Here is a 25,811-nt window from a genome sequence, read left to right as displayed (position 1 = left end):
CAACTTTGCACATTGGAATCACATTGATATGAAAAAACTCAAATACATGACCGCACACACGCGTTTGCCTAACAAACTGTTTAAGAGTGATTCGCAACGCGTGGCATTTTTACTATGCGTTGAGTTTAGTGTTTAAGATGGTATACGGCGGCTTTTGTATTGCGTTGCTCACACCTTAACAGGGCGTTAGCCCTTTTCGAGGAAACGATATGGAAATCGTACAAGAAATAGATGTTTCAGAATTGCATCATAAGGCAATCGAAGCATTAAGAAACCAAGCTTTTCCAGACAGCCAAGTAAGTCGTTCTTACTTTAAGCAGCTACCTCATATGCGTGCCCTTCATTTTCAAGGTGAACAGTTGGTTGGCTATCTTGGACTGGACTATCGCGTTGTTAGCGTCGGTGGGGAAATACATAAGGTTCTGGGCATAATCGACTTCTGTGTTGATGAACGTTATCGAGGGCAAGGTATTGGCTCTTTCATGTTGTCAGAAGTATCGGCATTTGCCGAAACTAAAGACGTTGATTTCATAATCCTCATATCTGAGTTACATGATTTCTACTCATCAAATGGCTTTAACAAAGTTCAATGTATGCAGTCTTGGTTAAGGCTTCACGAGCACACCAACTTTGGAGTTGCTGTAGAGCATATTGATGAACTGTATGTGAAACCACTCAGAGATAAGGCGTGGGGTGTTGGACATTTTGATTGGCTAGGTTATATGTACTAGTCAACCACAGGGCTAACAAAGCATTTAAGAGTGATTCGCAACGCTTGGCAGTTTCGCTTCGCTCAAGTATAGCCAAGCGTCGCTCACACCTTAATGCGGCGTTATGTGCTAAGGTAAAGCAAGTTATAACGTTCTCACAGTGTTTATTTTAAAAGGATTTATTATGCACGCGATTTATTTACCTCTACTGATCTTTATTGTTTATGCAGTGGTCAACTCAATAATTGGATTCTTTTTAGGTGAAAGGAAGCTGAATAAAGGTGTAGCAGGGGCAATTTTTGGATTTATATTCGCATTTATCCCGCCATTAAATTTCATTTTCTTAGCCTTGTTGTACTTTAAAAAAACGCCGTTGAATGCACACAATTGATCTTTTTGTGCGCAACACAAGGTTAGGCCCTTAACTGTTAATGTATTGAATACGCTGTACAAGCGCACATAACAAACTGTTCAAGAGTGATTCGCAACGCGTGGCATTTTTACTATGCGTTGATTTTAGTGTTTAAGGTAGTATGCGGCGGCATCGGTAATGCGTTGCTCACACCTTAACAGGGCGTTATAAGCTTATCCGTAGTTGTAGGTTTGGAGAGTTAGGTGTACGAAACCCGTAAAGCTGAAAATAGTGACTATGAGTTCCTATTCGAACTTAAGAAATCAGCAGAATTTGAACCAATCAAAGCTGTATTTGGTTGGGACGAAAGTGTTCAAAGAGAAATTCATCACAATGAGTGGGTCGAAGAAAAGCCAACCATAATCGAAGTCGATGGAACCGCAGTGGGCAGTTACTTGGTGCAGTATCATTCTGAGCATCTGTACTTTGGTCGCTTTTTCCTATTACCAGAATATCAGGGTAAAGGAATTGGTAGCCAAGTATTAAAAGCGGTCATTGAGCTTGCTGAACAAAAGTCGTTACCGATAACGCTTTGCTACTTACAAGGAAACCGAGTAGGGCAACTTTACAAAAGGTTTGGCTTTGAGGTTACAGGGCAGGATGAACAGTTCGTGCACATGCTCAAACCACGCTTATAACAAGCAATTTAAGAGGGATTCACAACGCTTGGCATTTTTGCTTCTACTTCAAATTTAGTGTTTATGGCACAATACTTTAGGTTTGGGTGGAGGCGTTGTTCACCCCTTAATTGGGCGTTATGCCTTTTGGGAGAAATACATGTCAATTCCAAAACATTCTGAGTTGTTTGATTATGCCGAAGGGGCTTATTTCGCTGATAGCTTTTCACGCGAAATCCCTAACAATAACCAAACCGCGCTCGATGTCTATCTTGAAATCGCGAAACAAACGCCAGCGTGGGTTTCATTCTTAATGGCAACGAGAAATCGCATCGTATCAATGCTTGGTTTAAAGCACTTAGGTCGACTTCAGGATGCTATGTCAGCGGGAAATGTAGCAAACATTAGCGTTGGTGAGAGAATCGGTATTTTCACGTTACACAGCAATAGTGATACTGAAATTGTCTTAGAGGACAGTGACAAACATCTTGATGTAAGAGTGTCGTTTTTACTGGACGTAGTTGGCGATAAAATCACAGTACACGCCACTACGGTGGTGCATGTACATAACATGTTTGGCAAAGTGTACATGTTTTTTGTTGCTCCAGTTCACAAGCTCATCGTCCCTAGTTCTTTGAAAACGTTGGCACAGGCATAACAAAGCGTTTAAGAGTGATTCTCAACGCTCGGCATTTTCGGTTTGTATCGGCTTTAGTGTTTTCGGCACAATGGTTTAGGTTAGGTGGTCGCGTTGTTCACACCTTAACGCGGCGTTAGCACTCAGAATCATGCAACAAGGAGGTTTTATGTTTCCATTAGAGGTGTTTGTTACTTACACATTAGCTTGTTTACTTTTGGTGATCTCGCCGGGTCCGGATAACTTGCTCGCTATAGGTCGCGGTTTAAGCCAAGGTCGACTGGCGGCAGTAATGTCAGGTATATCTTCTGGTGCTGGTATCTTATTTCACGTAGTCGCAGCAACATTCGGACTAACCCTTTTAATTCAAACCTCTGAATTGGCGTTTTATGTTGTAAAACTGGTTGGTGCTGCTTACCTAATTTGGTTAGGTGTGAAAGTACTTCGTACGAGAAACCTGTTCTCACTGGAACCAGCGAAAAAACAGTCTCTGAAAGTTATCTTTTCTACTGGGTTTCTATCAGCAGCACTTAATCCGAAGCCAGGTATGTTTGTTCTTGCTTTTGTACCTCAATTTGTAAACCCAAGCTTAGGCTCAGTGACAACTCAAATGATTGGCTACGGGGTGTGGTTTGCAGCATTAACTGCAATTGGCTTTAGCTTAATGGGTGTGTTTTCTTCTCAACTGTCTGAGTGGTTTAGAAACAAGCCTAAACTAGTGTCAGGGTTAAATATTGGTGCAGGTATCACATTCGTGTCTTCTGGGTTAGCAGTAGCGTTTATGAAGCAGCGATAATCGAAGTGCTAACAAACTGTTTAAGAGGGATTCACAACGCGTGGCATTTTTACTTTGCGTTGTTTTTAGTGTTTAAGGTGGTATGCGGCGGCTTCGGTATTGCGTTGCTCACCCCTTAACAGGGCGTTAGCACTCAGAATCATTCAACAAGGAGGTTTTATGTTTCCATTAGAGGTATTTGTTACTTATACATTAGCTTGTTTACTTTTGGTGATCTCGCCGGGTCCGGATAACTTGCTCGCTATAGGTAGAGGTTTAAGCCAAGGTCGACTGGCGGCAGTAATGTCAGGCATGTCTTCTGGTGCTGGTATTTTATTTCATGTAGTCGCAGCAACATTCGGGCTAACCCTTTTAATTCAAACCTCTGAAGTGGCGTTTTATGTTGTAAAACTGGTTGGCGCTGCTTACCTAATATGGTTAGGTGTGAAAGTACTCCGTACGAGAAACCTGTTCTCACTGGAACCAGCGAAAAAACAGTCTCTGAAACTTATCTTTTCTACTGGGTTTCTATCAGCAGCACTTAATCCGAAGCCAGGTATGTTTGTTCTTGCTTTTGTACCTCAATTTGTAAACCCAAGTTTAGGCTCAGTGACAACTCAAATGATTGGCTACGGTGTGTGGTTTGCAGCATTAACAGCAATTGGCTTTAGCTTAATGGGTGTGTTTTCTTCTCAATTGTCTGAGTGGTTTAGAAACAAGCCTAAACTAGTGTCAGGGTTAAATATTGGTGCAGGTATCACATTCGTGTCTTCTGGGTTAGCAATAGCGTTTATGAAGCAGCGATGATCTAAGTGCTAACAAACTGTTTAAGAGTGATTCGCAACGCGTGGCATTTTTACTATGCGTTGGTTTTAGTGTTTAAGGTGGTATACGGCGGCTTTGGTATTGCGTTGCTCACACCTTAACAGGGCGTTAGCATACTTTGATAGGAGTTCAGGTGGCTACGATAGTCGAACAAATTGTTAATCGTGAAATTGACTCGGTCATCGTGTACGAATCTGACCAAGTTATAGCTTTTGCAGATCATGATCCAATCAACTTTGGGCATATTTTAATTTGTCCTAAGACTCAATACCGTACATTCATTGATCTGCCTGAGTCTGTGTTTTTTGAGATCACCGACGTTGCAAGAGATTTGTATAAACGTATAGAAGCTAAGTTCAATCCCAATGGTATCGGCTTTATGCAAAACAATGGAGAGGCACCTCATTTCAACGAGCTCGATCACTACCATTTGCATATTTTCCTTAGGTTTCATGGAGACCAGTACGGTTGGGTTAGTAGTGAACTTGGAATTCAAACTATGGATAAACTAAGAGAATCACTTAAAGATCTATGAGCATTGAAAAAGTATGCTAACAAATTGTTCAAGAGTGATTCGGCACGCGTGGCATTTTTACTATGCGTTGGTTTTGGTGGTTAAGGTGTTATGCGGAAGCTTTGGTATTGCGTGCCTCACACCTTAACAAGGCGTTAGCACTGGGTTGGGTTCAAAGGTCAGAAGTCTTGATGTTTCTTAGTTTCTTTTCCCAGATTTACACCTGACCAATGTGCCTCTCACGTTCGCTCCGGTGGCACTAGATGTGAAGTTTTCGCTTTGCTTGCAGCGTTTACGGTTTCTAACTTATGGGCTATTTCTCTGGTGTGGTTTCTTTAGCGCTGAGATGTTTTCGTCAAAGCTAGGTTTCTTTGAAGCTGCTGTTAAAGTCCGAAGTCAGTATTCTTTGCTAATTGGAAACTGGTGACAAAAAGGGCAGTTAAGCATGTTTTTCTTCTAGCCAACTCACGTCTTGAAGCTAGTTTTAAGTTTGGTAGCTTTCCGTTTAGCTTCAGTGTTTTTAGCCAACAGTTTCGTGCTATATTTCAATGTCTTGGCGTATATCAAAGGCTTTAAGGGCAGCGTGCTAACAAACAGTTCAAGAGGGATTCAGCACGCGTGGCATTTTTAGTATGCGTTGGTTTCGGTGTTGAAGTGCTATGCGGTAACATCGGTATTGCGTGCTTCACCCCTTAACTGGGCGTTATGTAATTTGCTAGCCTAAGCTACTTTAAGGCACTGTTCTAAAATGATATTCTTTTCCTTTATTATATTGTGGTTAAGGTTATGACCAAGAAAGTTTTTATTAGCTATGCCCATGAGTCTGAAGAGTTGTCTGACTCTGTTCTCCAGTTCTCGAACTATCTTCGTAGCCAAGGAATTGACTCAGAAATTGACCAATATGAAGAGTCTCCACCTGAGGGGTGGCCAAAATGGATGATGAGGCAAGTTCAAGAGGCTGACTATGTCCTAGTTGTTTGTTCTCGACTATTTTATGAACGTGCTAATGACTTCTCTGGTAGTAGTCAAGGCGGTGGCGTGAAATGGGAAACCAACTTAATTTTACAGCAACTCTATAACCTAAATACCAATAATACTAAATTTATCCCAATCGTTTTTGAACGAGCGTCGTTAGACTATATACCACTGCCACTTCAGCCCTATACGCATTACTGCGTCTCTGAAGAGCAGGTCAAGTTAAAGCTAAAAGATCGCATTCTTGGTTTGTCTAAGTCAATTCGTCCAGCTCTGGGTGAACCAGTGACTCAAACTGTTCAACCTGAACCATTAGAGCCTAAAGAACGTAAATCTATGTTCATCAGCACGATCATTGATTTGGATTTATGGAATCAAGCTGGTTGGAAAGCAATGTCGACAATTATTGACCCTTCGTTTCAGTCCCCACCCGTGCTTGGATTTGTGTTTAATGACAATCAGGTTGGCGAGAAAATTTTTCATCGCCTCAAAAAACAGTTTGGGTACTCAGATCATAAGAATGAAATTCGGGTTAGTATTATCCATGGTATTTCAAAATCTAGACCACAAGATTATAAAGTTCATTTCGGTTCAAATTGGGAGTCTATGGTTGAAAAGCTTAAAGCTGCTGGCTTAGAGCCAGATGAATCGATGATTATGTCATTGAGTCGCGTTCATGAAATGAATCCAAACAATGACACTAGTATGGCAATGTTTAAGAGTTCATTTGAGTATTTTAGAGAGTTCTATATTACAAACGTCGCAATGGATAAGAAAAACGGGTTGAAACCGTCATCCCAAAATATGATTAAAATGACAAATATCCTCTTCCGTACGAAAGAGGAAGTTTTGGCAGATGAGAATGACCCTGATGCAGTAGTGTTTAGTACGAGGGAATAAATTACATAACAAACTGTTTAAGAGTGATTCGCAACGCTTGGCATTTTTACCATGCGTTGCGTTTTGTGTTTAAGGTGGTATGCGGGAGCTTCGGCATTGCGTTGCTCACACCTTAACAGGGCGTTATACGTTGCGCATAAAATTAAGCAATTAGAAGGATTTAAAGCTTATGATTACTTGCTATGTCAGGTACGTGATTGACCCGAAAAAGGTCAAAGAATTTGAAGAATACGCAAGAATGTGGATTCCACTTGTTGAGAAGTTCGGTGGTCAACACAATGGCTATTTCCTACCGTCAGAAGGTGCGAATAATATAGCTCTAGCTTTGTTAACATTTGAAAGCTTATCAGCATATGAAGAGTATCGTCTTAAATCTTTAAATGATCCTGAGTGTATTAAAGCTTTTGAGTTTGCAGATAAAGTAGACTGCATTATTAGCTATGAACGTAGCTTTTTCAGACCAGTGCTCGGGTAAGGAAGCAACGTATAACAAACAATTTAAGAGGGATTCCCAACGCTTGGCATTTTTGCTTCTACTTCAATTTTAGTGGTTACGGTACAATGCTTTAGGTTGGGTGGTAGCGTTGCTCACCCCTTAATTGGGCGTTAGGTGTTTAAAGGAAATTATGATACACAACGAACAAGATTTCTGCGATTGGTTGGATACTCAGTTGTCAGAGGCTATTCCTGAACGGATAATTGCGTTTAATATAAACATTTACGAGTCCCCATTTCTGGTCGAAATTGTCGGTTCTGAAGAGTTTGATTTGGACAATGAGGATTGGGCTTGCAATGAAGATTGGCTACCAAACAAACGGCAAATTAAAGTCAGTGAATCACTATTCGGTAGTTCTTGGCAAACGGCAGAGCAAAATCTACTTCAGTTTACAAAGCAGTACGTAAACTCGTGTGGTTCTATTCGCCAAAAAGCTTTGTCCAACAAAAGTTTAAGTATTGGGTTTGTAGACGGCAACCTAAATATAGTGAAACACACCTAACAAACGCTTTAAGACGGATTCGCAACGCTCGGCGATTTTGGTTTGAATTAACTGTTGTGTTTACGGTGCAATAGTTGCGTTTCGTGGTAGCGTTGCTCACCACTTAAGCGGGCGTTAGTTGCCAACGAGGAAAAATGTACCCACAGCAGAATGTTTAGGGCTAATGTCCATGTTTTTTGGCTAGGTTTAGCAATTCGGTTTTGAGTCATTTGGGTTTGCAAAAATCGCGCTTTGGTTTCTTTGGCTGTTAACTTTTCTGTTTCAGACGCTGATTAGCTTGTTGAAAGTCTGCTCTGCTGCATTGTCGTTCCAAAAGGTTTGTTTGGTGTTCAAAGTCCGTTTTCTACGGCGTTGTAAATTCCAAGTGGTTTCAGTGACAGGCGCTTTGAAACTGCGCCTGATTTGAGTTTTACAAAATACGTAAAGGTCGTCTTGGCAAAGTGCTCATAAACTTCAAATTAAAGCCTTGGATCTGGCAACTAACAAACTGTTCAAGCGGGATTCCCAACGCTTGGCGGTTTAATGCTAAATTTGGTAAAAGTGTTTACGGTATAAATTTTAGGTTGGGTGGCTAGCGTTGCTCACCCCTTAACAGGGCGTTATTTCCGCAACGGATCTCTCAGGCTGAATGTACGTGGTTGTAGCCTAAGAGTGAAAGTGGCGGGGTAATAGGGTGGAAAAGCGGCGAAAAGGGCGAATATTGGTCATTTCCATGCTAGCCTTAAAGCGCTTTAAGCGCACCTTAATATGGCGCAGCAATTAAAGAGTGACGCTAAAGCGATTTAAGGTAGTGAGCTGCCAAATACTTCGGCTTCGATTTTTGCCTGCATACCGAAAATTTCTCGTCATATCAAAAGATTAGGCGTAAACATAGCCGACTTTAGTTGCGGAATAACAAGACGTTCAAGGCGATTCGAAACGCATTGGGGTTTTAGTGCCCAAATAGGCACGGATTTATCAGAGTTTATTTTAGGTTAGGGTGCATGTGTGTCTCTCACACCTTAACTGCGCGTTAGCACTGGGTTGGCATCAAAGGTTAAAAGTTTCTGTTTTTATTGGTTTCTTTTCCTCGCTTTACACCGGATCAAATGTGCCTTTCATGTTCGCTCTGGTGGCACTATATGAGATGTTTTCGCTTTGATTTTACCGTTTACTGTTTCTAACTTTCGGGCTATTTCTCTGGCGCGGTTTCTTTGATGCGGTCGATTTCTTACCTTAAATTAGGCTCTTTGCCGTGTTTGTTCAAGTCCGAAGTCCGAATCCTTTGCTAATTTGAAAGCGGTGAAAAAGGGCAGTTAAGCATGTTTTTCTTCTAGCTAACTTACGTCTTGAAGTTAGTTTTCAGTTTAGCAGCTGCCCGTTTGGTTTCAGTGTTTTTAGTTATAAATTTTGTGCTATATTTCAATATCTTGGCGTGTGCCAAAGGCTTAAAGGGCAGCGTGCTAACAAACAGTTCAAGTGGGATTCAGCACGCGTGGCATTTTTGGTATGCGTTGGTTTCGGTGTTGAAGTGCCATGCAGAAACTTGGTCATTGCGTGCTTCACCCCTTAACAGGGCGTTATATTTTTTGGAGAGTTTTGTGGAAATAGTAAAAGATTGGATTATGCCTATTTTAAGTATTGTCTTGTCTGTGGGCAGTATTCTTTTAGCTGTTTGGTTTTCAGCTAGTGCTAAAAAAGACTCAGATAACGCACAGGCGACGCTAAGTCAGGTTAATGCTGCAATCCAAGGTTGGCAAAAACAAATCATGGAATCAACCGTTAGTATTTTGGATTCAACTCCACAAGTAATAGAGGGTAAAGCCGCGCTTGCCAAAGTTGAAGCAGCTCAAGCTTTGGTTGAAAGTTTGAAAACATCAATCAATGAAATTGCAGCTAATCCTCAACCGGGTGCGGCTGGTCACACTCAACAAGAGAACTTAAAAATAGTTACAGAGCAACTAAATACGCTTTTAAGCTCAATGTCCGAGGTTAAAACTAAAATATAACAAACAGTTCAAGAGGGATTCAGCACGCGTGGCATTTTTGATATGCGTTTGATTTTATTGTTGAAGTGCCATGCAGTAACATCGGTATTGCGTGCTTCACCCCTTAACTGGGCGTTATGCTTAATCAAATAAAATCAGTGGTTTATGGTTTTTCTTTGTTCCCTTGGCTGATTGGTTTTGTGCTTGTCGGCAAGTTGATTTCATTGGGCGCTATTTTTCGGACACTATTCTTTGGCGCTGAAAATTCAGAGAGTTGCCTCAATCAATTTTCAGGTAAGTGCGAGGTTAAGGTGACTGGCTCAATCAGCAATTTGATCTTTGGTTTTTGAGTTTTAGCGGCCAAATTTCAAAGTCCGATATTTAAAACTATGAGTCTTTTCGGTTTTCTACGTTTTGTCTTTTGTTTGTAAATCAAAGTCGAGTTAATCTTGTTTCTAGTAAAACGTAACCCATTGAAGCTTAAGCATAACAAGGCGTTCAAGAGGGATTCATGCCGCGTGGCATTTTTGGTATGCGGTTGGTTTTTGGTGGTGAAAGTGGTCTGCGGGAAGTCGGTTTGTGCGGCATTCACCCCTTAACGCGGCGTTATACGCTTATCAGGGCAATCAAAAAGGAGCAAGGAAATGAATCAGCATGAAAAACTTAATTATGTTGAGTTTGGCGCAAAAGACTTAGAGTCGACAAAATCATTCTTCTCTTCAGTTTTCGGTTGGGAGTTTGTCGACTACGGACCTGAATATACAGCTTTTTCAAATCAGGGATTAGACGGTGGTTTCTTCAAAGCTGATTGCTGCAGCCAAACTAATACCGGTGGGGCACTTTTAGTATTCTACAGCTCTGACATTGAAAGTACTCTAAATAAAGTCGTTCAAAGTGGTGGTGAAATCATTCGCCCTATATTCGAATTTCCTGGTGGTTGCCGTTTTCATTTTCTAGAACCAAGTGGTAATGAGTTCGCAGTTTGGTCGAAAGCCCGCGTATAACAAAGCATTTAAGAGGGATTTACAACGCTTGGCAGTTTTGGTTTGAATTGGCTTTAGTGTTTACGGCACAATGGTTTAGGTTAGGTGGTGCGTTGTTCACCCCTTAATGCGGCGTTAGCTATATGTTCAAGTATCTTTTATCAATTCTAATTTTGGGAGTTTCATTCATGGCGTGGTCAGAGGAAACATGGTCTGTTGGTGAAGCCACAATTCAAGGAAAGCCTGTCGTTTATAAGTTTATGAATGAATTTCCTGATAATAGCACTCGTTCAAAAATGGAGTGGCTGACCGTAGTTTCATGGAAATATGATGGCTCTTCTAATAACGGAATGCCACCAAAGCATGTGAATGAACTCATGATCAAGCTTGAAGATGGCCTTGAAACTATCAAAGGTCGTGAAGAACTTTATTTCGACGTATACTCAGCGACTGGAAACGATCTCAAGGAATTTGTGTTTTATATCGCAAATAGGGAGGTATTCATGAAGCATTTTAATGAAGCCTTATCTGGTCATGATGTTTATCCTATTGACGTTAATTTCTATCAAGATAAGGAATGGAGCGACCTTAAAAAGCTTCAGACTGATTTCGGCATATAGCTAACAAAGCATTTAAGAGTGATTCGCAACGCTTGGCGTTTTCGCTTCGCTCAAGTATAGCCAAGCGTCGCTCACACCTTAATGCGGCGTTATGTTCTTGGAGGTTTATGGAAAACTTCAAAATTAGCAGAATCCACACAAAATTAGGTATTTTCCGACTATCTGGAATCCTCAACAATGAAAGTGGTATTAAAAGTATCAGCTATATTTCTGCTGAATATATGGGAACTGATGGCTGGTGTGAACTTAATTTACAGTCGGAGCATACTCAAAACTTACTGAGAGACATTCAAATTGAAGTGTTGCAGCACTTAGCTTGAGCAAGTTTGTTGCATCGTTCAGACCTAGTTTTGTAAATATCAGTGGTTTCAAATAGCTACGAACATAACAAAGCGTTCAAGAGGGATTCTCAACGCTTGGCAATTTTAGTTCTAAGTTTAGCTTTTGTGTTTATGGCACAATAATTTAGGTTTGGTGGCTTGCGTTGTTCACCCCTTAACGCGGCGTTAGGCGCAGTGAGAAATTTCGTGGGTCATATCTCTAATTTCTCTCCGGCCATTCGCTCCAGTTTTTCGGCAATCTGGCTTTATCTTCCCAAGTTCTTGAATCACTCAATCCGTAAAACATGCCAAGTTTCGCAGGTTGCCTCATTCGGTTTTCTGGTCGGTTTGTTGTCAGTTTCTTTGGCTCAAATCGCTTTAAGTTTGTCTGCCTTCGAAACAGGTTTATTGGCTGGAATTTCGTTCCGATAGTCAGCCTTTCCAAATTCCATTTCTATGTGTTGAATTGCCAATTTCTTTGGTGTTTTGGTTGCAGTGGTTTTCAGAAACTTAGTCGCTTTAGCCTTTGGGTCTTAACCAAATTCAGTGGGTTACGTGCGTTCTTTTTTCCAAAAGGTGGTTTTCTAAATCCCATTTTAACTATTTGCGTGAAGCGCCTAACAAAGCATTTAAGAGTGACTCACAACGCTTGGCGATCTCAGTTTAAACTTGGTTTTAGTGTTTAAGGTGCAATGGTTTGGGTTAGGTATTTAGCGTTGTTCGCACCTTAATGCGGCGTTATGTTTACTAGAAATTCAAAGGCTTAAAGGTCTTAGGCTCTAGTTCTTTGTCCCGCTGGTAATTCGTCCCTAGTAGACTCAGCAAATCCGCATTGTCGGTCTAAGTTCTTGAATTTCTCAGCCCGTAAAACATGCCAATGTTCGCGGGTTGCTTCATTGTCAGGTCGTGGCGGTTGGCTTCGGGTTTAACTGGCTTAAAGTCGCTTTCAGGTTCACAACCAAGCAGTATTTCGGCTTGGCAGTTGCCTCGGCAATTTGCCATTGTCTTACGCTTTGGTTGGAAAGATAGGGCGCTTGTTGTTACTTGGTCGGGTTGCCTCATTGGACAGGGAAGTGGAATGACTCGTTTCTAGTTGGTCGCCTTTGGTGGCCAAGTTGGTTTCAGCCTTGTGGTTTGCTTCAGAAAACTAGTTAGAAATATCAGTTCTTTCTCAAGTAAATCATGTGTTTGTGGTAAAACATAACAAGCAATTTAAGAGGGATTCACAACGCTTGGCACTTTCGCTTCTGCTTCAAATTTAGTGTTTATGGCACTATGCGTTAGGTTGGGTGGAGGCGTTGTTCACCCCTTAATTGGGCGTTATGTGCTTGGAGAAAATATGCAATATATCGAAGTCAAAAGTAGCGATATTCCACTAGATTTGTTGCTTGAAGCTGATCCTTCTGAAGTTAACATCGCTTCATATTTATCTGATTCATGGTGCTTTGCTGCATCAGATCATGGGCAAATTTTAGCGGCTTGTATCGTTAAAGCGCAGACTAACTGCTTTGCTGAGATATTTAATGTATCAGTTTCTCCAGAACTCCAAGGTCAAGGTATTGGCTCTAAGCTGCTAAAGTTCGTTCTATCTCAGTTACCAAGTAAGGGAATTAATCGTGTAGAGCTTGGTACGGGTACATTTGGTTATCAACTGACTTATTATCAGCGTTTAGGCTTTCGAGTAGACTCAATCATCAAAGACCATTTTTTGTTAAACTACCCCGAGCCAATCTATGAAAATGGTATTCAACACAAAGACATGCTGAGATTGTACGTTAATGTTTAGTACGCACATAACAAGCAATTTAAGAGGGATTCACAACGCTTGGCACTTTTACTTCTACTTCAGTTTTAGTGTTTATGGCACAATGCTTTAGGTTTGGGTGGAGGCGTTGTTCACCCCTTAATTGGGCGTTAGGTGTTACATAGCGTTAGTGCTAGAGGAAATATTATGGAAATGATTAAAGCGTTAGAAATTATCTCAGCGTTATCAGACGGAGTTAACCCTGAAACTGGTGAAGATTTATCGGATGAAAGTTGTTTCAACCAACCACAAATAATTCGAGCTTTGTGTGTGGCAAAGCAGAATCTCGAAGCATCAATTGCTGCTGAGAAGCGCAAATCCGATTTACCCGAGAATGCTGGTAAACCATGGAAGTCAGACGAAGATGAAATGCTGTCTAAAGGGTTTGACTCGGGTTTAAGTATTGATGAACTATCTAAATCTCATAAAAGGACAAAAGGCTCTATTGCTTCTAGGCTAGTCCGTTTAGGTAAAGTTAATGAGCGCTCAGATGTTTATGTCAGAGAGTCAACGGCATAAAAACACCTAACAAACTGTTCAAGAGGGATTCGCAACGCGTGGCATTTTTACTATGCGTTGGCTTAAGTGTTTAAGGTGGCATGCGGTAGCTTAGGTATTGCGTTGCTCACCCCTTAACAGGGCGTTATGTGAAAAGGTCGAAATATGTACAAGTTTCCGGAAATATTACCAGAACATTCAGCTCCAGAAGTCTGGAAGCTACAACAGTTCTTACTTCAAGAAGCTGAAAGCTTATTGGGACGAATCGAACAAGATAAGAAAGTATATCAACCTACGTTTTCAGAAAATACTACGAGTGGTCCATGTATTATGAATAGCGTTAACTTTGATGGGGCTTGGGCTAAGTTGAGTCATAATTCTAAAGGTTATTGGCCCTGTGCTTTATATGAACTAGCGCATGAAACAATTCATTTGTTAAATCCAGTCGCTGGTTATACAAACTTTCTTGAAGAGGGTGTTGCGGTGGCATTTTCTGTCGATATGTCCAGTAAGTATACTCAGCATCCAATGTCGCCTTCTGATAAATTTTATTCTAGAGCGCATGAATTGGTACAAAAGCTACCAGGTGGAGTTTATGAAAGTGCAAAGAAAATAAGGGAGCGTTGTGGTTCTCTTGGTGACGCTTCAGTAGATGCTCTTGCTGAACTGTTTCCAGAATTGGACGCTAAAATTATAGAAGAATTATGTTCAGAGTGTAATTTCACATAACAAAGCGTTTAACACAGATTCCCAACGCATGGCATTTTTCGTTCCATCGTTGGGTTTTGTGTTTACGGTGGTATGGTTAGGTTTCGTGGTGGCGTTGCTCACTACTTAACGCGGCGTTAGCTTACTATGGACGTCATACTATAAATTGCAGATAATAGGCAATCAGTTTGGTACTAAAGTTTATAGGAGTTTAAGTTGGAACAACTGGCTTTAATCCCTCGAGTTGAAGAGGGAGAAATTATTCCACAACGCGTTGGTGATGGGTATATTAGTGCTACGGCGCTATGTCAATCCGTTGGTAAGCAATTCTCAAATTATCATTCTTTAAAAAGCACGCAAGAGTTCATCGGGGAATTATCAGCGCAAACCGGTGTGCCGAAAGAGCAACTTATCCACGTTATTCGCGGTGGGGATCCTAAGTTACAAGGAACTTGGGTTCACCCTTATTTGGCAATCAACCTAGCACAGTGGTTATCTGCTAAATTTGCAGTAAAAGTTTCTCAATGGGTAACAGAATGGCAACAAGGGAGTGCTAAAGCCGTTCTTCCTGCTCACTTGGAACGCTATATGCAAAATCGTTCCAAAGTTCCTTACACACATTTTTCGATGTTAAATGAGTTGACTCTAAACCTAATTGCTCCTCTTGAGCAGGCAGGTTATACGCTTCCGGATACATTAGTTCCCGACATTTCTGAGGGACGTATGTTTTGCAAGTGGCTACGAGACAATAAGGGTATTGAACCTAATTCATTTCCAACTTACAAACATGAATATCCTGATGGTCGAGAAGTTGATGCAAAACTTTATCCAATTGAGTTGTATGAAGATTTTCGTCGCCACTTTAATGAGGTGTGGATTCCAATTCAGGCGCCAAAATATTTTAAACAACGTAGTCCACAGGCTTTGTCTTTAATTCAAACATTAATGTTGGAAGCAAAGTAAGCTAACAAACTGTTTAAGAGTGATTCGCAACGCGTGGCATTTTTGCTATGCGTTGCGTTTCGTGTTTAAGGTGGTGTGCGGGAGCTTCGGTATTGCGTTGCTCACACCTTAACAGGGCGTTATGTTTCTACGGGGAAAATATGGGTATTCAATCTTGTTTCGCCAAGTATGGTGCGAAACTCAAAAATGTAAATTGGTCAGTCTCGGCGCTAAATGAAAAAGGTGAACTAGTTTGTAGCCTTTGGAATCAATTCTTTCAGAAAGGGACTGAGCCTAAAACGATAGTGTACGCTGATCGAGTGTCTAGATGGTCAGGTCATGGTAATAATGAGTTTCGAGTCCATATCGAAGACGCTTTTAAAAACAAACGGATAATCCGTGCAGTTATAGCTCGCACCAATGATGAAAAAGCAGTCAGTGACGGTAAAGATGCAAGTAAGCTAAAAAATAAATTTCACACTAGAGAAGATTGGTTTGGTGTTGTCTCTCTTTGGGATGGTGATAATTTTGAAATTACCTTTAAGCCCGAAACATAACAAAATGTTCAAGAGGGATTCGCAACGCGTGGCATTTTCACTATGCCTTGGTTTTAGTGATTAAGGTGGTTTACAGCAACTTAGGTATTGCGTTGCTCACCCCTTAACATGGCGTTAGCATACTTTGATAGGAGTTTAGATGACTACGATAGTCGAACAAATTGTTAATCGTGAAATTGACTCGGTCATCGTGTACGAATCTGACCAAGTTATAGCTTTTGCAGACCATGACCCAATCAACTTTGGACATATTTTAATTTGTCCCAAGACTCAATACCGCACTTTCATCGACTTGCCCGAGTCTGTGTTTTTAGAGATCACCGACGTCGCAAGAGATTTATATAAGCGTATAGAAGCTAAGTTCAATCCCGATGGTATCGGCTTTATGCAAAACAACGGAGAGGCACCTCATTTCAACGAGCTCGACCATTACCATTTGCATATTTTCCCTCGGTTCCATGGCGACCAGTATGGTTGGATTAGTAGTGAACTTGGGATTCAAAGTATGGATAAACTTAGAGAATCACTTAAAGATCTATGAGCGTTGAAAAAGTATGCTAACAAATTGTTCAAGAGTGATTCGGCACGCGTGGCATTTTGACAATGCGTTGGTTTTAGCGGTTAAGGTGGTATGCAGAAGCTTCGGTATTGCGTGCCTCACACCTTAACAAGGCGTTATAACGATTCGGAGATGTTAAAGTTTGAAATATCGAAGTAAATGGGAAATATGCTTCAATGCTTATAAAAGAGATTGTACTAGGATTGTGATTTTCAAAGAAAGTCTCAAGTTTATAAGCTTTAAATTCAAAGTATTGATTTTGGGTTCCATCATTCTTTTCGGAGTTTTTCTGACTTTAGCGATGTTTGCTGCATTCGATGACAACCGAAATATGTACTATATATATCTTGTTTCATTCTTGATTTTTGAAGCTTCTAGTTTGATTTCAGTGTTTAAAGCCCAGAGTAAATATACAAAAGAAGAGTACTCAGATTACGAATTATCTCAAGCACCTCCTGAGGATTATAAAGATCAAAAGGCTCGATATTTGAAATTCCGTAGAGCTCTTCGGCTAAATGATATCCAACAATCTCATATTAGCGATATACTGGAAATCCTCGACTCTAGGATAGCTGTATGTGAAAACAGTGGTGTTAGCGTACAAAAAATAGTGGGCTTTTCGGTTACGTTTGCAATGTCAATCTTAGTTGCAACAATGAAAAATTTGAATATTCAAACCATAGCCCAGATAGGGGTCGTTGGCATATCTTTAATCGCTTTTTTATATATTCTGCATAAATTGACTCCCAATACGAGGGAGCAGTTATATGAACTAAAGTACTTTTTAACGATGTTTAGCTATGAAGAGCGGGAAAAATCGTTATAACAAACTGTTTAAAAGTGATTCGCAACGCGTGGCATTTTTACTATGCGTTGTTTTTAGTGTTTAAGGTGTTATGCGGTGGCTTCGGTATTGTGTTGCTCACACCTTAACAGGGCGTTAGACAAATAAAAGGAAAACATATGACACTTGGGTGGTTAATTCTTCTTTCATTTCTACACATTGCAGTTTGTCTTTTTAGTCCTTTTGTGTTTTTCATTGTAGTATTTCAACTGCGTGAATTTGAACTTTCTAAACATCACTCAGATATCTGTATGGCTTTAGGTGGAGCATATGTCATTTCGACAATTGTGAGTGTAATTATAGTTTTTAATTACTACCTTGCTGATAGCCAGGAACCATACTATTGGTGGTTTGCAATGCCTTGGGCACTATTAGTCGCTATTATTGTGTACATATTGAAAGTAGCGAAGGTAAAATTTGCCTAACAAACTGTTTAAGAGTGATTCGCAACGCGTGGCATTTTTACTATGCGTTGGTTTCGGTGATTAAGGTGTTATGCGGCGGCATCGGTATTGCGTTGCTCACACCTTAACAGGGCGTTATGCCACAAGACGTTCAACATGGAGGAAAGGAAATGGATTTAAACTCAATATTACTATTTGTAGTCGCTTGTCTGGCTATCAATATGATACCTGGACCAGACGTAATCTACATCGTTTCAAACACAATGAAAGGTAAGCTGGCAACTGGGTTTAAAGCTGCAATTGGTCTTGGTGTTGGCTACTTTGTTCATACATTAGCTGCGTGTTTAGGTTTGTCCGCGATAATCCTCAGCTCTGCTGTAGCTTTTAGTGCGGTAAAATGGTTGGGTGCCGCTTACTTAGTATATTTAGGTGTTCAGTCTCTACTTTCTATGTGGCGTGGAGACAGTAAAATAGTGGTTAGTGAAAGTGTTGAAACCAACAAAAATGTATTTGTACAAGGCGTTATTGTTAGTGTTTTGAACCCGAAGGTAGCGCTATTCTTCCTTTCATTCTTACCTCAGTTTGTCGATACATCTACAGGCTCCGCATCAATGCAATTATTAGTGCTTGGTTTGCTCTTCAGCGCATTAGCTACGCTGTGTAACGTTCTATATGCCTCAGTCGGTAGTTGGGTTTTCAGTCGATCAAATTCTCAGCGTTATTCGCGAGCTCTTGAGGGCGTTTCGGGAGTTCTGCTTATTGGGCTAGCAGGCAAAGTCGCAATCAGTGAGCGCTAGTGGCATAACAAACTGTTCAAGAGGGATTCACAACGCGTGGCATTTTTACTATGCGTTAGTTTTAGTGTTTAAGGCGGTTTGCAACGGCCTAGGTATTGCGTTGTTCACCCCTTAACAGTGGGAATGGGCAAAAGCCTCCAGTAAACAACAATGAACAAGAATGAGCTAATACTCGCATAAAAACATGTACTTATGTGTATGTTGTTTGTGCTTTGTTGTTCATGGATATGTGTGTATGTACAATTATTCTGCTACATATATGCTACACAAAGGACTTGTGCATGCCCATTAAGAAGAAGATAACCAACACCTCAATCAAGGCGCTAACTGTCGAACAGGGACGGCTCAACGACACTGAAATCAGCGGGTTTCATGCTCGCATTTCACCTAAAGGCGCAATCAAGTATTACTTTTACTACCGTTTAAATGGCAAACAACGAAATTACTTCATCGGCTCGGCGGATTCACTCACACCCGCTCAAGCGAGAGATTTAGTCAAAGAGAAAGCTGGATTAGTGGCGAGCGGGGTGGATATCCAAGAATCTCGTCATGAAGCTAAAAAGACAGAGATGCGCAAAAACCTGACGCTTGGCCGTTTTCTCTCTGAGCACTATAAAGACTACCTTATCTCAATGAACCCCAAGCGGGCGGATCAGGCTTATGCTTGCATCGCTCATTCGTTTGTTCACCTCCTAGACAGACCGTTAGAGGAGATAAAAGCGTGGGATGTTCAGCAGTGGATCACGGAGCGTCGCAAATTAGGGCGTGCCCCAGCAACGATAGAGTATTGTGTGAACCGACTTCGAGCCGCTTTAAATCGTGCGGTAGAGTGGGAATTCATCGATAGCCACAACTTAAGCAGTGTTAAACTCATCAAGCAAGATAACACTCGAATACGGTATCTCTCTAAGGAAGAAGAGAAGCGCTTACTCGATACCCTTGAAGGCCGAAATCAACGCGTTCGAAAGTCCAATAACAAGATAGAGCATCTTCAGTTCGTTGATTTCTTCGAGCCGTTAGTGATCACCGCAATGAATACAGGAATGCGTAAAGGAGAGCTATTAAGCCTTCGATGGGAATACGTTTCACTGCCTAATCGTTACTTAACTATTCTTTCTGAAAATGCTAAGTCGAAGAAGACGCGAACGATACCGCTCAATGACACGGTATTAAAGCTTTTTGAACGCTGGCGAGCACAGAATCCTGATGCTGACTATGTCTTTATATCGAATAACCAGCCCGTTGAGTTCTTTCAATATCCGTGGCAATCATTATTGAAAGAGGCAGCTATCGAGAATTTTAGGTTCCACGATTTGCGGCATCACTTCGCAAGCAAGTTAGTGATGGCGGGCGTTGATTTGAATATCGTGCGTGAGTTGCTTGGGCATGCTGACCTCAAGATGACGCTGCGTTATGCACACTTAGCTCCAGAGCACAAAGCGGCGGCGGTGAATCTGATTGGTTAAGTTGCAAGATAAATCGAGACATCACTCGAAGCATTAAAGGTATGGTTTTATATACAGTGGTCTTGGTGCTGTAATTCGTTGTTGAAATCGTTAACTCAACAAGGGATTGAAGTGAGCCAGTTTAAACGCCGTTATATAAGGCTTGAGGAAGCCTGTGATAAAACTCATTTAACTAAGTGGGATATACTGGATGCCATTGAAGGTGAGCGGTTATGTTTGTTTGCCGATATTTCTGCTTCGAGTCTTGGGGCTATTCATCCACCAAGTCAATGTGTCGCGGCCATCTTCGACTATCAAGGTATTGTCCAACTCACTGAAAGCTCATCCAAGCGGTTTGCGCGTTCATTAGAATCTATAAAGGTTCAACACGTCATCATCGTTGAGATGCATGGTATCAACCGTTGGCGTGCGGTTACTGAAACGTTTGACCATGTATTGCAAGCGCACTTTAAATACACACCTAATGCACTCTCCCCACCGAACAAAGCGTTTGTTGCTTATGCATCGGTTAATGCCTCTCTAACCACTGAGAGCGTGGTTGGGGAATTCATCACTAAAGCATCCGCCATTTTCTCTAATGACGGAACGCATCAACTTACTGAGCAATACCCAAGTCAACGTGGTCAACGCCTTTCAACCGATGCGTTAACGGTTAAACCCAGTCAAATACGCGTTGATATGGAACAGGTCATTGATGTTTTTGGTAAAGCAGTACTATTGAATCGTGGTTGCCAAGCGGTTGATACGGTTAAGGCAACACTAGGCTCAACGGTTAGCCAGACTGCTGGTCAGTGTATTGAGTCGGTTAATGCGCCTACTGAACTCGGGTTGGATTCGGTTATCCAACCGATGCCAATCCACCCCATTGCACAAATTGCTCATCGAGTATTAACACTCAACCCTCAAGCCAGAGCGGATAAGGTTTGGAACATGATAAGGCAGGACGTGAGAGCGAACGAGTTTAACCGTCAATTTGATGTTGATGCGTTGATTGAAAGCATTACTCAGGACTCGGTGACGTGGTTTGGTCGTGGGGATAATGAAAACACCATGTCTTATAACTCATTCAGAAAGAATGTATTGGTCGACGTAAGGAGGCAAATTAGGCCGTCAAAATAAAACGTCGTCGTCATCGTCGTTGATAACGTCATATGACGTTTGTGGTCGTTAAGTTGAAACCTCAATGAACAAGAGGGAACAACAACATGACTCAAACCACACTTGATAAACGTGTATACACAGAACAAGAAACGGCGCTTTACATTGGTATGAGCCGTTCATTTTTACGCCAAGCTCGTATGGAAGGGCAGCGCAAGAACCGAACTGCTGCGCCTCCTTTCATTAAAATTGGTCGTGCTGTCCGTTATCTTAAAGAAGACTTAGACCAGTGGTTAGATAGTCATGTCAAACGTGACCACTTGCTACAAGGGGAGGGCTTCCATGCTTAACGATAGCAATGCACCAGAATTTCCCCATGTCAGATACAAGGAGTCAGGCCAACAAATCGTATTGAACACGGCCGATAACTTGAAAGCATTACTTAAGAGTACGGGTTACCAAGCTAAACTCAACAAGATGACCTTAGAGCCTGATATATTCAAAGGTAAGGTTTGTATGGGTTCGCCAGATATCGTCAGAAGTGAGCTTGTATCGTTGGCGTCAATTTACACATTGCCCAAATCCGCGATTGATGACCATTTTAACGCCGTGGCACATGAAAATAGTTACCATCCAATCGCTGATTGGCTTGATGGCGAGTGGGATAGAAAGCCCCGTGTGGAAGCAGTACTTAATTGCTTAGAGACTAAGAATCCCGCGCTCTCTAATATCGTGTTACTACACTGGCTGGTGGGCTGTGTAGCATGTCTTTTTGTGGGTAGCTTTAAATCCAAGCTCGTGCCTGTTTTACAAGGTGAGCAATCCTTTAAAAAGACCGCCTTTGTTGAACGAATTGCCAATGTGATGCCGAGTGCGTTTCTTGAAGGAGCAGAGCTCAACCCTGATAACAAAGACAGTGTGCTGACCGTTATTCGCTCATGGATAGTGGAATTGGGTGAACTAGAACGCTCAACCAAAAACTGCCAAGGGGCATTGAAAGCGTTCGTGACAAGAGCTTGCGATACGGTGCGTCCTCCTTATGCACGCAATGACATTAAGAAAGACCGACAAACCAACCTCATTGCGACGGTAAACGGCACGGACTTTCTAAAAGACGAAACCGGAAATACCCGCTACGCCGTCATTGAGCTGGTGGGCGAGACGGACATGGATGCGCTCAATAACATATTGGGTTGGGACTACAAACCAACAGGTGAGCTAACGCTGAACCAACCAGAGAATCTGCGCCAATTCTGGTTAGAGGTGAAACACAAATTCATGGTTGAACATCATCCTTGGATGTTGTCGTCTGACATTCAAGCGCAAGTGTCGCAAGAGTCATCCAAATACGTAGATAAAGGCAACTGGTATAACTTGCTAAACGACCACCTAGAAGAATGTACAGGTAAAGCGAGAGAGTGGTTATCAACCAAACAGATATGTGAAGTTATCAACGCTGACACATCAAAAGGAAATGTGATTGGTAAAGCGCTCAACCAACTGACTAAAGACGGTAAGTTAGAAAAGAAAATGCTCAATGGCTCAAACCGCTACTGTTTCCCTACCGTTCGTCCTCAAACGTCATTTTGCTAAGTACTTAAACTTACCCCACTTACTCCACTTGAATCGATATTAAGTGGGGTAGGTGGGGTAAGTTGTTCTACTTTCAGAAAACGACACATCATTCTCGGCATGTAATAGATAAAACATTCAGCTTTAAGGTCCCTAGTTGCGTATTGAGGAATTGGCTTTACCCTAACCGGTATCGGCCTCCCAAAAAGAGAGCTTAAAAAAGATAGCGTATCGCTTTGCTATGCGAGTGCTGTACAATTCGAGCTAAAGACATGATTTGTCACTCAGGGAATGCTGCTCTCTGTCTATCGATATCGCGGACGTTGTAATATCAATAAAACAACCCAAAGTGCACTTTTTTATAGTGATATTAACTTTTTCGTCACCATTACATTAATAAAAGCCATTAAAAACAGTATGGTACAATTAATTTTTTAAAGTGGTAGGAAAAGTAAATGGCATCTTTGGGGTATTGTGATGTAAAAGATATGGCTCTTAGTCATAAAAGTAAGGGAGCTATAGGAGATATAAAAAGCATCATGGAAAGTGGCAATCTTTTGTCAGGTGTACTAGCGGCAACTCCTTTTTATGCTGTTTTTGGAACACCCAGTGTCACCTCCAGTCCATTCGAAAAACTGGTCACCATTCGAGAGTATGACTGGGAAACGTTTGGTGATGCAATGTTGGCCACAAGCGCCGTTACTCGTAGTCGAATTTATCAGGTTGCTGAGCCTATGACTTGGCAAACCAGCGGTGAAGAACAAAAGTTTTGGAAGTGTGTATCTAATGCGTCATTATAAATTTATTGGATTGTTATCCCTTGTTCTCTTTAGTAGCTCCAATGCTGTAGCGGAATCCATAAATATGGATTGGGTAACAAAATTCCATATGGATAAACAGACTAAAGAGGCGACTCTTAACTGGATTATTCAGAGAGAGAAATGCATCGCTAAAGAAAAGCAAAGCAAAGAGTTGTTTCCTCGTAACGAATGGTTTGACTCGTTATCTAAAGAGGACAAGGTAAAGGTTGTTCTCTATATTAACAACTTGAAGCTACAAGCGTGCTCTGAGCAAGAGTCGTTAGAGCTAGAACGTTTGGTCGATAAAGGAAAACATGCAAAACTGAATGAGACACTTACCGTGTTGGGCGCTTTTAACTGGCCTGATGAAGGTGAGCTAGAAGGTATCGATAAGCACAAAGTAAATCAAATCTCAGAACAAGTTGATATGTTCAACATCCAAGTTGTTGGAGAACAACTCAAGTTTAGAGACTAACCGCAATACAGGTTGATTGTCGTAATATCATAGCCAACCTGACTGCCCTAGCTTCAATTTAGATAATAATATTACATGAAAGTAGGGATGTCTGGGTTCAGATATAACAGGTTACTCTAGCTCATTTATACCCCAAACTGCGCTAACGCGGGTCCTCTTAGTATTTCTACTGGCTTGTCTTTGACTGAACTAATTTTATGCATTTAACATCTTGAATGCGCACATCAGGTGTAATGGTAAATTAAAACAAAAGTGCCGATTGCAATCTGTCTATTGCTTAGGTAGGAGTTAGTGATGGGTCTGAGCTTAAACACTTTCGATATTGTTAAATTTTCCAATAAAATTGAATAACATTGTTACCTAAAAAGCCACCTTGGTAGGTGGCTTTGTTGACAGCTATAAGCCAGAAACTGGATCATTTTAAGACTCGTCAACAGTTACTGAGTCTGCGTTATTCTTAACAGAGGCGATACCATTTTCTGCCCCTTGCTTTGAAGCGTACATTTCACTGGTCGCAATCACTTGCCCGTTGTCTGCTTTAAGTACAAAGTAGTATGGTTGAACGGTATCCTTTGTAGATTTCTTAATTACATACTTGCCCATTTGTTTACTCCTTTGGGGTAAATGTAAGTTATGAGAACGATTTCTCACACAGATATATTTATTGATCTTATTGCATATCAACTCAAGTGCATTTTGCGTGTTTTGTGAGCAAATTATGATTTGTCTCGGTTTCAATGAATTCGAAAGTGTAGTGGAAAGATGAATTTGGTCAGTAAACTAGAGGAGCACTGTATTTGACTCAATTGATATCATGCTAAATTAGCAAAGTCACTGGCACGTTTCTGCCCCAAAACTGTTTAGAGTAAGTATCCTAAAGTATCCTAAAGTATCCTAAAGTATCCAATTTAGGTACATTTTCCCTACCCAAATTTATCTGAGTTTAGTTCAACTGGAAATCAGTCGCAGAATATTGTCGCTTATCCATAAATTGGAACATGAAGCACAGTAGCTAAACTTAATATCAAAAATTATGGTGAGAGAATGCCTGTTACATCCCGATCAAAATCAAATTAGAAGTAATGAATAGCCAGTATTTCCGATACTGGCTATTTAACAACTGGCTCTCAGAAGCTTAGATTAACCAACCACTAAATAAATTGTACTATCATATTATTTTTTGCGTTTAGGAAGCATGTACCTTAAGTATGAATGTCCTGTCATGCGGCTCATCATAATCACGGCGCATACATGAATACAAACACAAATGAAAGTGATATTCACAGCTCCATTGTGAACCAGTTCGACCCAATCTTCTCCCCAATATTGATCTGTCTCCATCATGAAGCCTGAAACACCAGAGATAATGAGACCGCTCCACATACCCCAAATCATAATAGCGCCAGCGGGGTTGTGGCCTGAATGAGAATCCGTATTTGTCTTTATGACCTCTTTGATATGCTTAATTGCGTTAGGTATTGAAGGCAAAAATGATGTCAATCGTGCTGGAGGGGGGGCAATGCACCCCCAAACCAGTCGGATAATAATGATGCCCACCAAGGTATATCCAATGTACTGATGAACATCACTCCCTGCCTTGGTCACGAAAAAATTCAACAAAAACAGAATCGCTGCGGCCCAATGGGTCACTTTTACTACAGGATCCCAATAGGCTAATTTAGTCTTCATCATTCTCCTCAACTACTGACATGTCTACAGGGTTATAATAAATTTCAGCTCGCTTACCATCTTTGTCATACCCATAAAGCTCATAACAGCCTGAGCTCGTTTTTTTTAATTTCTTCACTTTATATCCTTGTGACTTAACCACTTCTTTTGCAGCATCTATTGGCATCCATTTGGTTGGTGATTCTGTTGTACAGATGGGATCAGCCAATGCATTGAAAGAAATGACGCCAGTTACTGCGAATGTTGTAACGAAAAATAAATTAATATTCATATAGCATATCCTATTCAAATCAGTGATATTCAACATTAAGCATTATGTTAGTGTTGAATACTTAAGATAAACTT

Annotated in this window: 32 protein-coding genes; 28 read left to right on the top strand and 4 right to left on the bottom strand. The window is 41.1% G+C overall.

Annotated features, from left to right (window positions below):
• Positions 1 to 209 precede the first annotated feature (209 nt).
• The 9 genes from DYB02_RS10565 (at position 210) to DYB02_RS10485 (ending at position 7,363) form a co-directional block, all read left to right on the top strand.
• A complete protein-coding gene (locus tag DYB02_RS10565; protein ID WP_029807265.1) occupies positions 210 to 731 on the top strand; it encodes a GNAT family N-acetyltransferase in 522 nt (173 codons plus the stop codon).
• 594 nt (positions 732 to 1,325) lie between these two features.
• Entirely contained in the window at positions 1,326 to 1,760 is a 435-nt protein-coding gene (locus DYB02_RS10550; RefSeq protein ID WP_029807282.1) for a GNAT family N-acetyltransferase, read from the top strand.
• A 139-nt stretch (positions 1,761 to 1,899) separates the two neighbouring features.
• A complete protein-coding gene (locus DYB02_RS10545; protein WP_029863388.1) occupies positions 1,900 to 2,397 on the top strand; it encodes a DUF2867 domain-containing protein in 498 nt (165 codons plus the stop codon).
• 148 nt (positions 2,398 to 2,545) lie between these two features.
• Positions 2,546 to 3,172, top strand: coding sequence for a LysE family translocator (locus DYB02_RS10535; RefSeq protein WP_031410966.1), 627 nt, complete (start codon positions 2,546 to 2,548; stop codon positions 3,170 to 3,172).
• Between the two features lie 159 nt (positions 3,173 to 3,331).
• Positions 3,332 to 3,958 carry a LysE family translocator gene (locus DYB02_RS10525; protein WP_021822674.1) on the top strand — a complete coding sequence of 209 codons (627 nt, stop codon included), beginning with the start codon at positions 3,332 to 3,334 and terminating at the stop codon, positions 3,956 to 3,958.
• A 151-nt stretch (positions 3,959 to 4,109) separates the two neighbouring features.
• On the top strand, positions 4,110 to 4,511 hold the full coding sequence (locus tag DYB02_RS10515; RefSeq protein WP_041956334.1) for an HIT family protein: 402 nt from the start codon (positions 4,110 to 4,112) through the stop codon (positions 4,509 to 4,511).
• A 765-nt stretch (positions 4,512 to 5,276) separates the two neighbouring features.
• A complete protein-coding gene (locus tag DYB02_RS10500) occupies positions 5,277 to 6,365 on the top strand; it encodes an SEFIR domain-containing protein (RefSeq protein ID WP_031822893.1) in 1,089 nt (362 codons plus the stop codon).
• A gap of 169 nt (positions 6,366 to 6,534) precedes the next feature.
• Positions 6,535 to 6,840, top strand: coding sequence for an NIPSNAP family protein (locus DYB02_RS10490; RefSeq protein ID WP_029806764.1), 306 nt, complete (start codon positions 6,535 to 6,537; stop codon positions 6,838 to 6,840).
• 151 nt (positions 6,841 to 6,991) lie between these two features.
• On the top strand, positions 6,992 to 7,363 hold the full coding sequence (locus DYB02_RS10485; RefSeq protein WP_029806765.1) for a hypothetical protein: 372 nt from the start codon (positions 6,992 to 6,994) through the stop codon (positions 7,361 to 7,363).
• 47 nt (positions 7,364 to 7,410) lie between these two features.
• Here the strand turns inward: DYB02_RS10485 and DYB02_RS25695 are convergent, their stop codons facing one another.
• Complete coding sequence (locus DYB02_RS25695) at positions 7,411 to 7,572, bottom strand: hypothetical protein (RefSeq protein ID WP_154216921.1); 162 nt, start codon at positions 7,570 to 7,572, stop codon at positions 7,411 to 7,413.
• Between the two features lie 1,371 nt (positions 7,573 to 8,943).
• On the opposite strand from DYB02_RS25695, the gene DYB02_RS10475 reads away from it, so the two are divergent.
• The 19 genes from DYB02_RS10475 to DYB02_RS10340 all read left to right on the top strand — a co-directional run bounded on the left by DYB02_RS10475 (position 8,944) and on the right by DYB02_RS10340 (position 23,777).
• Positions 8,944 to 9,351 (top strand): hypothetical protein, encoded by a 408-nt coding sequence (locus tag DYB02_RS10475; protein WP_031822898.1) that lies wholly within the window; start codon positions 8,944 to 8,946, stop codon positions 9,349 to 9,351.
• A 623-nt stretch (positions 9,352 to 9,974) separates the two neighbouring features.
• The gene (locus tag DYB02_RS10460) at positions 9,975 to 10,334 is read left to right on the top strand and encodes a VOC family protein (protein ID WP_005477812.1); all 360 of its coding nucleotides are present in this window, start codon (positions 9,975 to 9,977) and stop codon (positions 10,332 to 10,334) included.
• Between the two features lie 167 nt (positions 10,335 to 10,501).
• Positions 10,502 to 10,933 (top strand): DUF695 domain-containing protein, encoded by a 432-nt coding sequence (locus tag DYB02_RS10455; protein WP_013571587.1) that lies wholly within the window; start codon positions 10,502 to 10,504, stop codon positions 10,931 to 10,933.
• A gap of 107 nt (positions 10,934 to 11,040) precedes the next feature.
• Positions 11,041 to 11,253: a hypothetical protein gene (locus tag DYB02_RS10450; RefSeq protein WP_023623384.1), complete on the top strand. Its 213-nt coding sequence runs from the start codon at positions 11,041 to 11,043 to the stop codon at positions 11,251 to 11,253.
• Positions 11,254 to 12,592: 1,339 nt separating this feature from the next.
• The gene (locus DYB02_RS10440; RefSeq protein WP_029806922.1) at positions 12,593 to 13,039 is read left to right on the top strand and encodes a GNAT family N-acetyltransferase; all 447 of its coding nucleotides are present in this window, start codon (positions 12,593 to 12,595) and stop codon (positions 13,037 to 13,039) included.
• A 165-nt stretch (positions 13,040 to 13,204) separates the two neighbouring features.
• Entirely contained in the window at positions 13,205 to 13,576 is a 372-nt protein-coding gene (locus DYB02_RS25690; protein ID WP_025506710.1) for a hypothetical protein, read from the top strand.
• A gap of 144 nt (positions 13,577 to 13,720) precedes the next feature.
• On the top strand, positions 13,721 to 14,284 hold the full coding sequence (locus tag DYB02_RS10435; RefSeq protein WP_029807064.1) for a hypothetical protein: 564 nt from the start codon (positions 13,721 to 13,723) through the stop codon (positions 14,282 to 14,284).
• 195 nt (positions 14,285 to 14,479) lie between these two features.
• Positions 14,480 to 15,226: a KilA-N domain-containing protein gene (locus DYB02_RS10425; RefSeq protein WP_029807066.1), complete on the top strand. Its 747-nt coding sequence runs from the start codon at positions 14,480 to 14,482 to the stop codon at positions 15,224 to 15,226.
• A 140-nt stretch (positions 15,227 to 15,366) separates the two neighbouring features.
• A complete protein-coding gene (locus DYB02_RS10415; RefSeq protein WP_029807295.1) occupies positions 15,367 to 15,762 on the top strand; it encodes a hypothetical protein in 396 nt (131 codons plus the stop codon).
• 139 nt (positions 15,763 to 15,901) lie between these two features.
• The gene (locus tag DYB02_RS10405) at positions 15,902 to 16,303 is read left to right on the top strand and encodes an HIT family protein (protein ID WP_041956323.1); all 402 of its coding nucleotides are present in this window, start codon (positions 15,902 to 15,904) and stop codon (positions 16,301 to 16,303) included.
• 160 nt (positions 16,304 to 16,463) lie between these two features.
• Positions 16,464 to 17,147 (top strand): hypothetical protein, encoded by a 684-nt coding sequence (locus DYB02_RS10395; RefSeq protein ID WP_029807193.1) that lies wholly within the window; start codon positions 16,464 to 16,466, stop codon positions 17,145 to 17,147.
• 137 nt (positions 17,148 to 17,284) lie between these two features.
• Positions 17,285 to 17,590: a hypothetical protein gene (locus DYB02_RS10385; protein ID WP_025630475.1), complete on the top strand. Its 306-nt coding sequence runs from the start codon at positions 17,285 to 17,287 to the stop codon at positions 17,588 to 17,590.
• Between the two features lie 149 nt (positions 17,591 to 17,739).
• Complete coding sequence (locus DYB02_RS10375; RefSeq protein WP_021823303.1) at positions 17,740 to 18,366, top strand: LysE family translocator; 627 nt, start codon at positions 17,740 to 17,742, stop codon at positions 18,364 to 18,366.
• A gap of 281 nt (positions 18,367 to 18,647) precedes the next feature.
• Complete coding sequence (locus tag DYB02_RS10365) at positions 18,648 to 19,832, top strand: site-specific integrase (protein WP_029805575.1); 1,185 nt, start codon at positions 18,648 to 18,650, stop codon at positions 19,830 to 19,832.
• A 111-nt stretch (positions 19,833 to 19,943) separates the two neighbouring features.
• Positions 19,944 to 20,951: a hypothetical protein gene (locus tag DYB02_RS10360; RefSeq protein WP_029805573.1), complete on the top strand. Its 1,008-nt coding sequence runs from the start codon at positions 19,944 to 19,946 to the stop codon at positions 20,949 to 20,951.
• A gap of 86 nt (positions 20,952 to 21,037) precedes the next feature.
• Positions 21,038 to 21,280, top strand: coding sequence for a helix-turn-helix transcriptional regulator (locus DYB02_RS10355; RefSeq protein WP_021448661.1), 243 nt, complete (start codon positions 21,038 to 21,040; stop codon positions 21,278 to 21,280).
• Positions 21,273 to 22,523 carry a VapE domain-containing protein gene (locus DYB02_RS10350; protein WP_021448660.1) on the top strand — a complete coding sequence of 417 codons (1,251 nt, stop codon included), beginning with the start codon at positions 21,273 to 21,275 and terminating at the stop codon, positions 22,521 to 22,523. The genes DYB02_RS10355 and DYB02_RS10350 overlap by 8 nt, the downstream gene beginning before the upstream one ends.
• A 434-nt stretch (positions 22,524 to 22,957) precedes the next feature.
• Positions 22,958 to 23,302 (top strand): hypothetical protein, encoded by a 345-nt coding sequence (locus DYB02_RS10345; RefSeq protein WP_025523159.1) that lies wholly within the window; start codon positions 22,958 to 22,960, stop codon positions 23,300 to 23,302.
• Positions 23,303 to 23,366: 64 nt separating this feature from the next.
• Entirely contained in the window at positions 23,367 to 23,777 is a 411-nt protein-coding gene (locus DYB02_RS10340; RefSeq protein ID WP_021448658.1) for a hypothetical protein, read from the top strand.
• Between the two features lie 420 nt (positions 23,778 to 24,197).
• Here DYB02_RS10340 and DYB02_RS10335 read toward each other — a convergent pair whose 3' ends face one another.
• From DYB02_RS10335 to DYB02_RS10325, 3 genes are all read right to left on the bottom strand, one after another.
• A complete protein-coding gene (locus DYB02_RS10335) occupies positions 24,198 to 24,380 on the bottom strand; it encodes a YegP family protein (RefSeq protein WP_021448657.1) in 183 nt (60 codons plus the stop codon).
• A 570-nt stretch (positions 24,381 to 24,950) separates the two neighbouring features.
• Positions 24,951 to 25,469, bottom strand: a complete 519-nt coding sequence (locus tag DYB02_RS10330) for a cytochrome b/b6 domain-containing protein (protein WP_029805571.1) — start codon at positions 25,467 to 25,469, stop codon at positions 24,951 to 24,953.
• Positions 25,456 to 25,737, bottom strand: a complete 282-nt coding sequence (locus DYB02_RS10325; RefSeq protein WP_031810041.1) for a PepSY domain-containing protein — start codon at positions 25,735 to 25,737, stop codon at positions 25,456 to 25,458. Before DYB02_RS10325 ends, DYB02_RS10330 begins: the two co-directional genes overlap by 14 nt.
• Positions 25,738 to 25,811 lie beyond the last annotated feature (74 nt).

It is taken from the genome of Vibrio parahaemolyticus (assembly GCF_900460535.1).
GTDB lineage: Bacteria > Pseudomonadota > Gammaproteobacteria > Enterobacterales > Vibrionaceae > Vibrio > Vibrio parahaemolyticus.
Note: the sequence above shows the minus strand (reverse complement) of the source record. Positions and strands in the feature narration are given on the sequence as shown.

Coding starts and splice junctions, on each gene's coding strand:
- DYB02_RS10565 (WP_029807265.1), top strand. CDS start 210: ATGGAAATCGTACAAGAAATAGATGTTTCAGAATTGCATCATAAGGCA.
- DYB02_RS10545 (WP_029863388.1), top strand. CDS start 1,900: ATGTCAATTCCAAAACATTCTGAGTTGTTTGATTATGCCGAAGGGGCT.
- DYB02_RS10535 (WP_031410966.1), top strand. CDS start 2,546: ATGTTTCCATTAGAGGTGTTTGTTACTTACACATTAGCTTGTTTACTT.
- DYB02_RS10525 (WP_021822674.1), top strand. CDS start 3,332: ATGTTTCCATTAGAGGTATTTGTTACTTATACATTAGCTTGTTTACTT.
- DYB02_RS10500 (WP_031822893.1), top strand. CDS start 5,277: ATGACCAAGAAAGTTTTTATTAGCTATGCCCATGAGTCTGAAGAGTTG.
- DYB02_RS10490 (WP_029806764.1), top strand. CDS start 6,535: ATGATTACTTGCTATGTCAGGTACGTGATTGACCCGAAAAAGGTCAAA.
- DYB02_RS10485 (WP_029806765.1), top strand. CDS start 6,992: ATGATACACAACGAACAAGATTTCTGCGATTGGTTGGATACTCAGTTG.
- DYB02_RS25695 (WP_154216921.1), bottom strand. CDS start 7,572: ATGACTCAAAACCGAATTGCTAAACCTAGCCAAAAAACATGGACATTA.
- DYB02_RS10460 (WP_005477812.1), top strand. CDS start 9,975: ATGAATCAGCATGAAAAACTTAATTATGTTGAGTTTGGCGCAAAAGAC.
- DYB02_RS10455 (WP_013571587.1), top strand. CDS start 10,502: ATGGCGTGGTCAGAGGAAACATGGTCTGTTGGTGAAGCCACAATTCAA.
- DYB02_RS10450 (WP_023623384.1), top strand. CDS start 11,041: ATGGAAAACTTCAAAATTAGCAGAATCCACACAAAATTAGGTATTTTC.
- DYB02_RS10440 (WP_029806922.1), top strand. CDS start 12,593: ATGCAATATATCGAAGTCAAAAGTAGCGATATTCCACTAGATTTGTTG.
- DYB02_RS25690 (WP_025506710.1), top strand. CDS start 13,205: ATGGAAATGATTAAAGCGTTAGAAATTATCTCAGCGTTATCAGACGGA.
- DYB02_RS10435 (WP_029807064.1), top strand. CDS start 13,721: ATGTACAAGTTTCCGGAAATATTACCAGAACATTCAGCTCCAGAAGTC.
- DYB02_RS10415 (WP_029807295.1), top strand. CDS start 15,367: ATGGGTATTCAATCTTGTTTCGCCAAGTATGGTGCGAAACTCAAAAAT.
- DYB02_RS10405 (WP_041956323.1), top strand. CDS start 15,902: ATGACTACGATAGTCGAACAAATTGTTAATCGTGAAATTGACTCGGTC.
- DYB02_RS10385 (WP_025630475.1), top strand. CDS start 17,285: ATGACACTTGGGTGGTTAATTCTTCTTTCATTTCTACACATTGCAGTT.
- DYB02_RS10375 (WP_021823303.1), top strand. CDS start 17,740: ATGGATTTAAACTCAATATTACTATTTGTAGTCGCTTGTCTGGCTATC.
- DYB02_RS10365 (WP_029805575.1), top strand. CDS start 18,648: ATGCCCATTAAGAAGAAGATAACCAACACCTCAATCAAGGCGCTAACT.
- DYB02_RS10355 (WP_021448661.1), top strand. CDS start 21,038: ATGACTCAAACCACACTTGATAAACGTGTATACACAGAACAAGAAACG.
- DYB02_RS10350 (WP_021448660.1), top strand. CDS start 21,273: ATGCTTAACGATAGCAATGCACCAGAATTTCCCCATGTCAGATACAAG.
- DYB02_RS10345 (WP_025523159.1), top strand. CDS start 22,958: ATGGCATCTTTGGGGTATTGTGATGTAAAAGATATGGCTCTTAGTCAT.
- DYB02_RS10340 (WP_021448658.1), top strand. CDS start 23,367: ATGGATTGGGTAACAAAATTCCATATGGATAAACAGACTAAAGAGGCG.
- DYB02_RS10335 (WP_021448657.1), bottom strand. CDS start 24,380: ATGGGCAAGTATGTAATTAAGAAATCTACAAAGGATACCGTTCAACCA.
- DYB02_RS10330 (WP_029805571.1), bottom strand. CDS start 25,469: ATGATGAAGACTAAATTAGCCTATTGGGATCCTGTAGTAAAAGTGACC.
- DYB02_RS10325 (WP_031810041.1), bottom strand. CDS start 25,737: ATGAATATTAATTTATTTTTCGTTACAACATTCGCAGTAACTGGCGTC.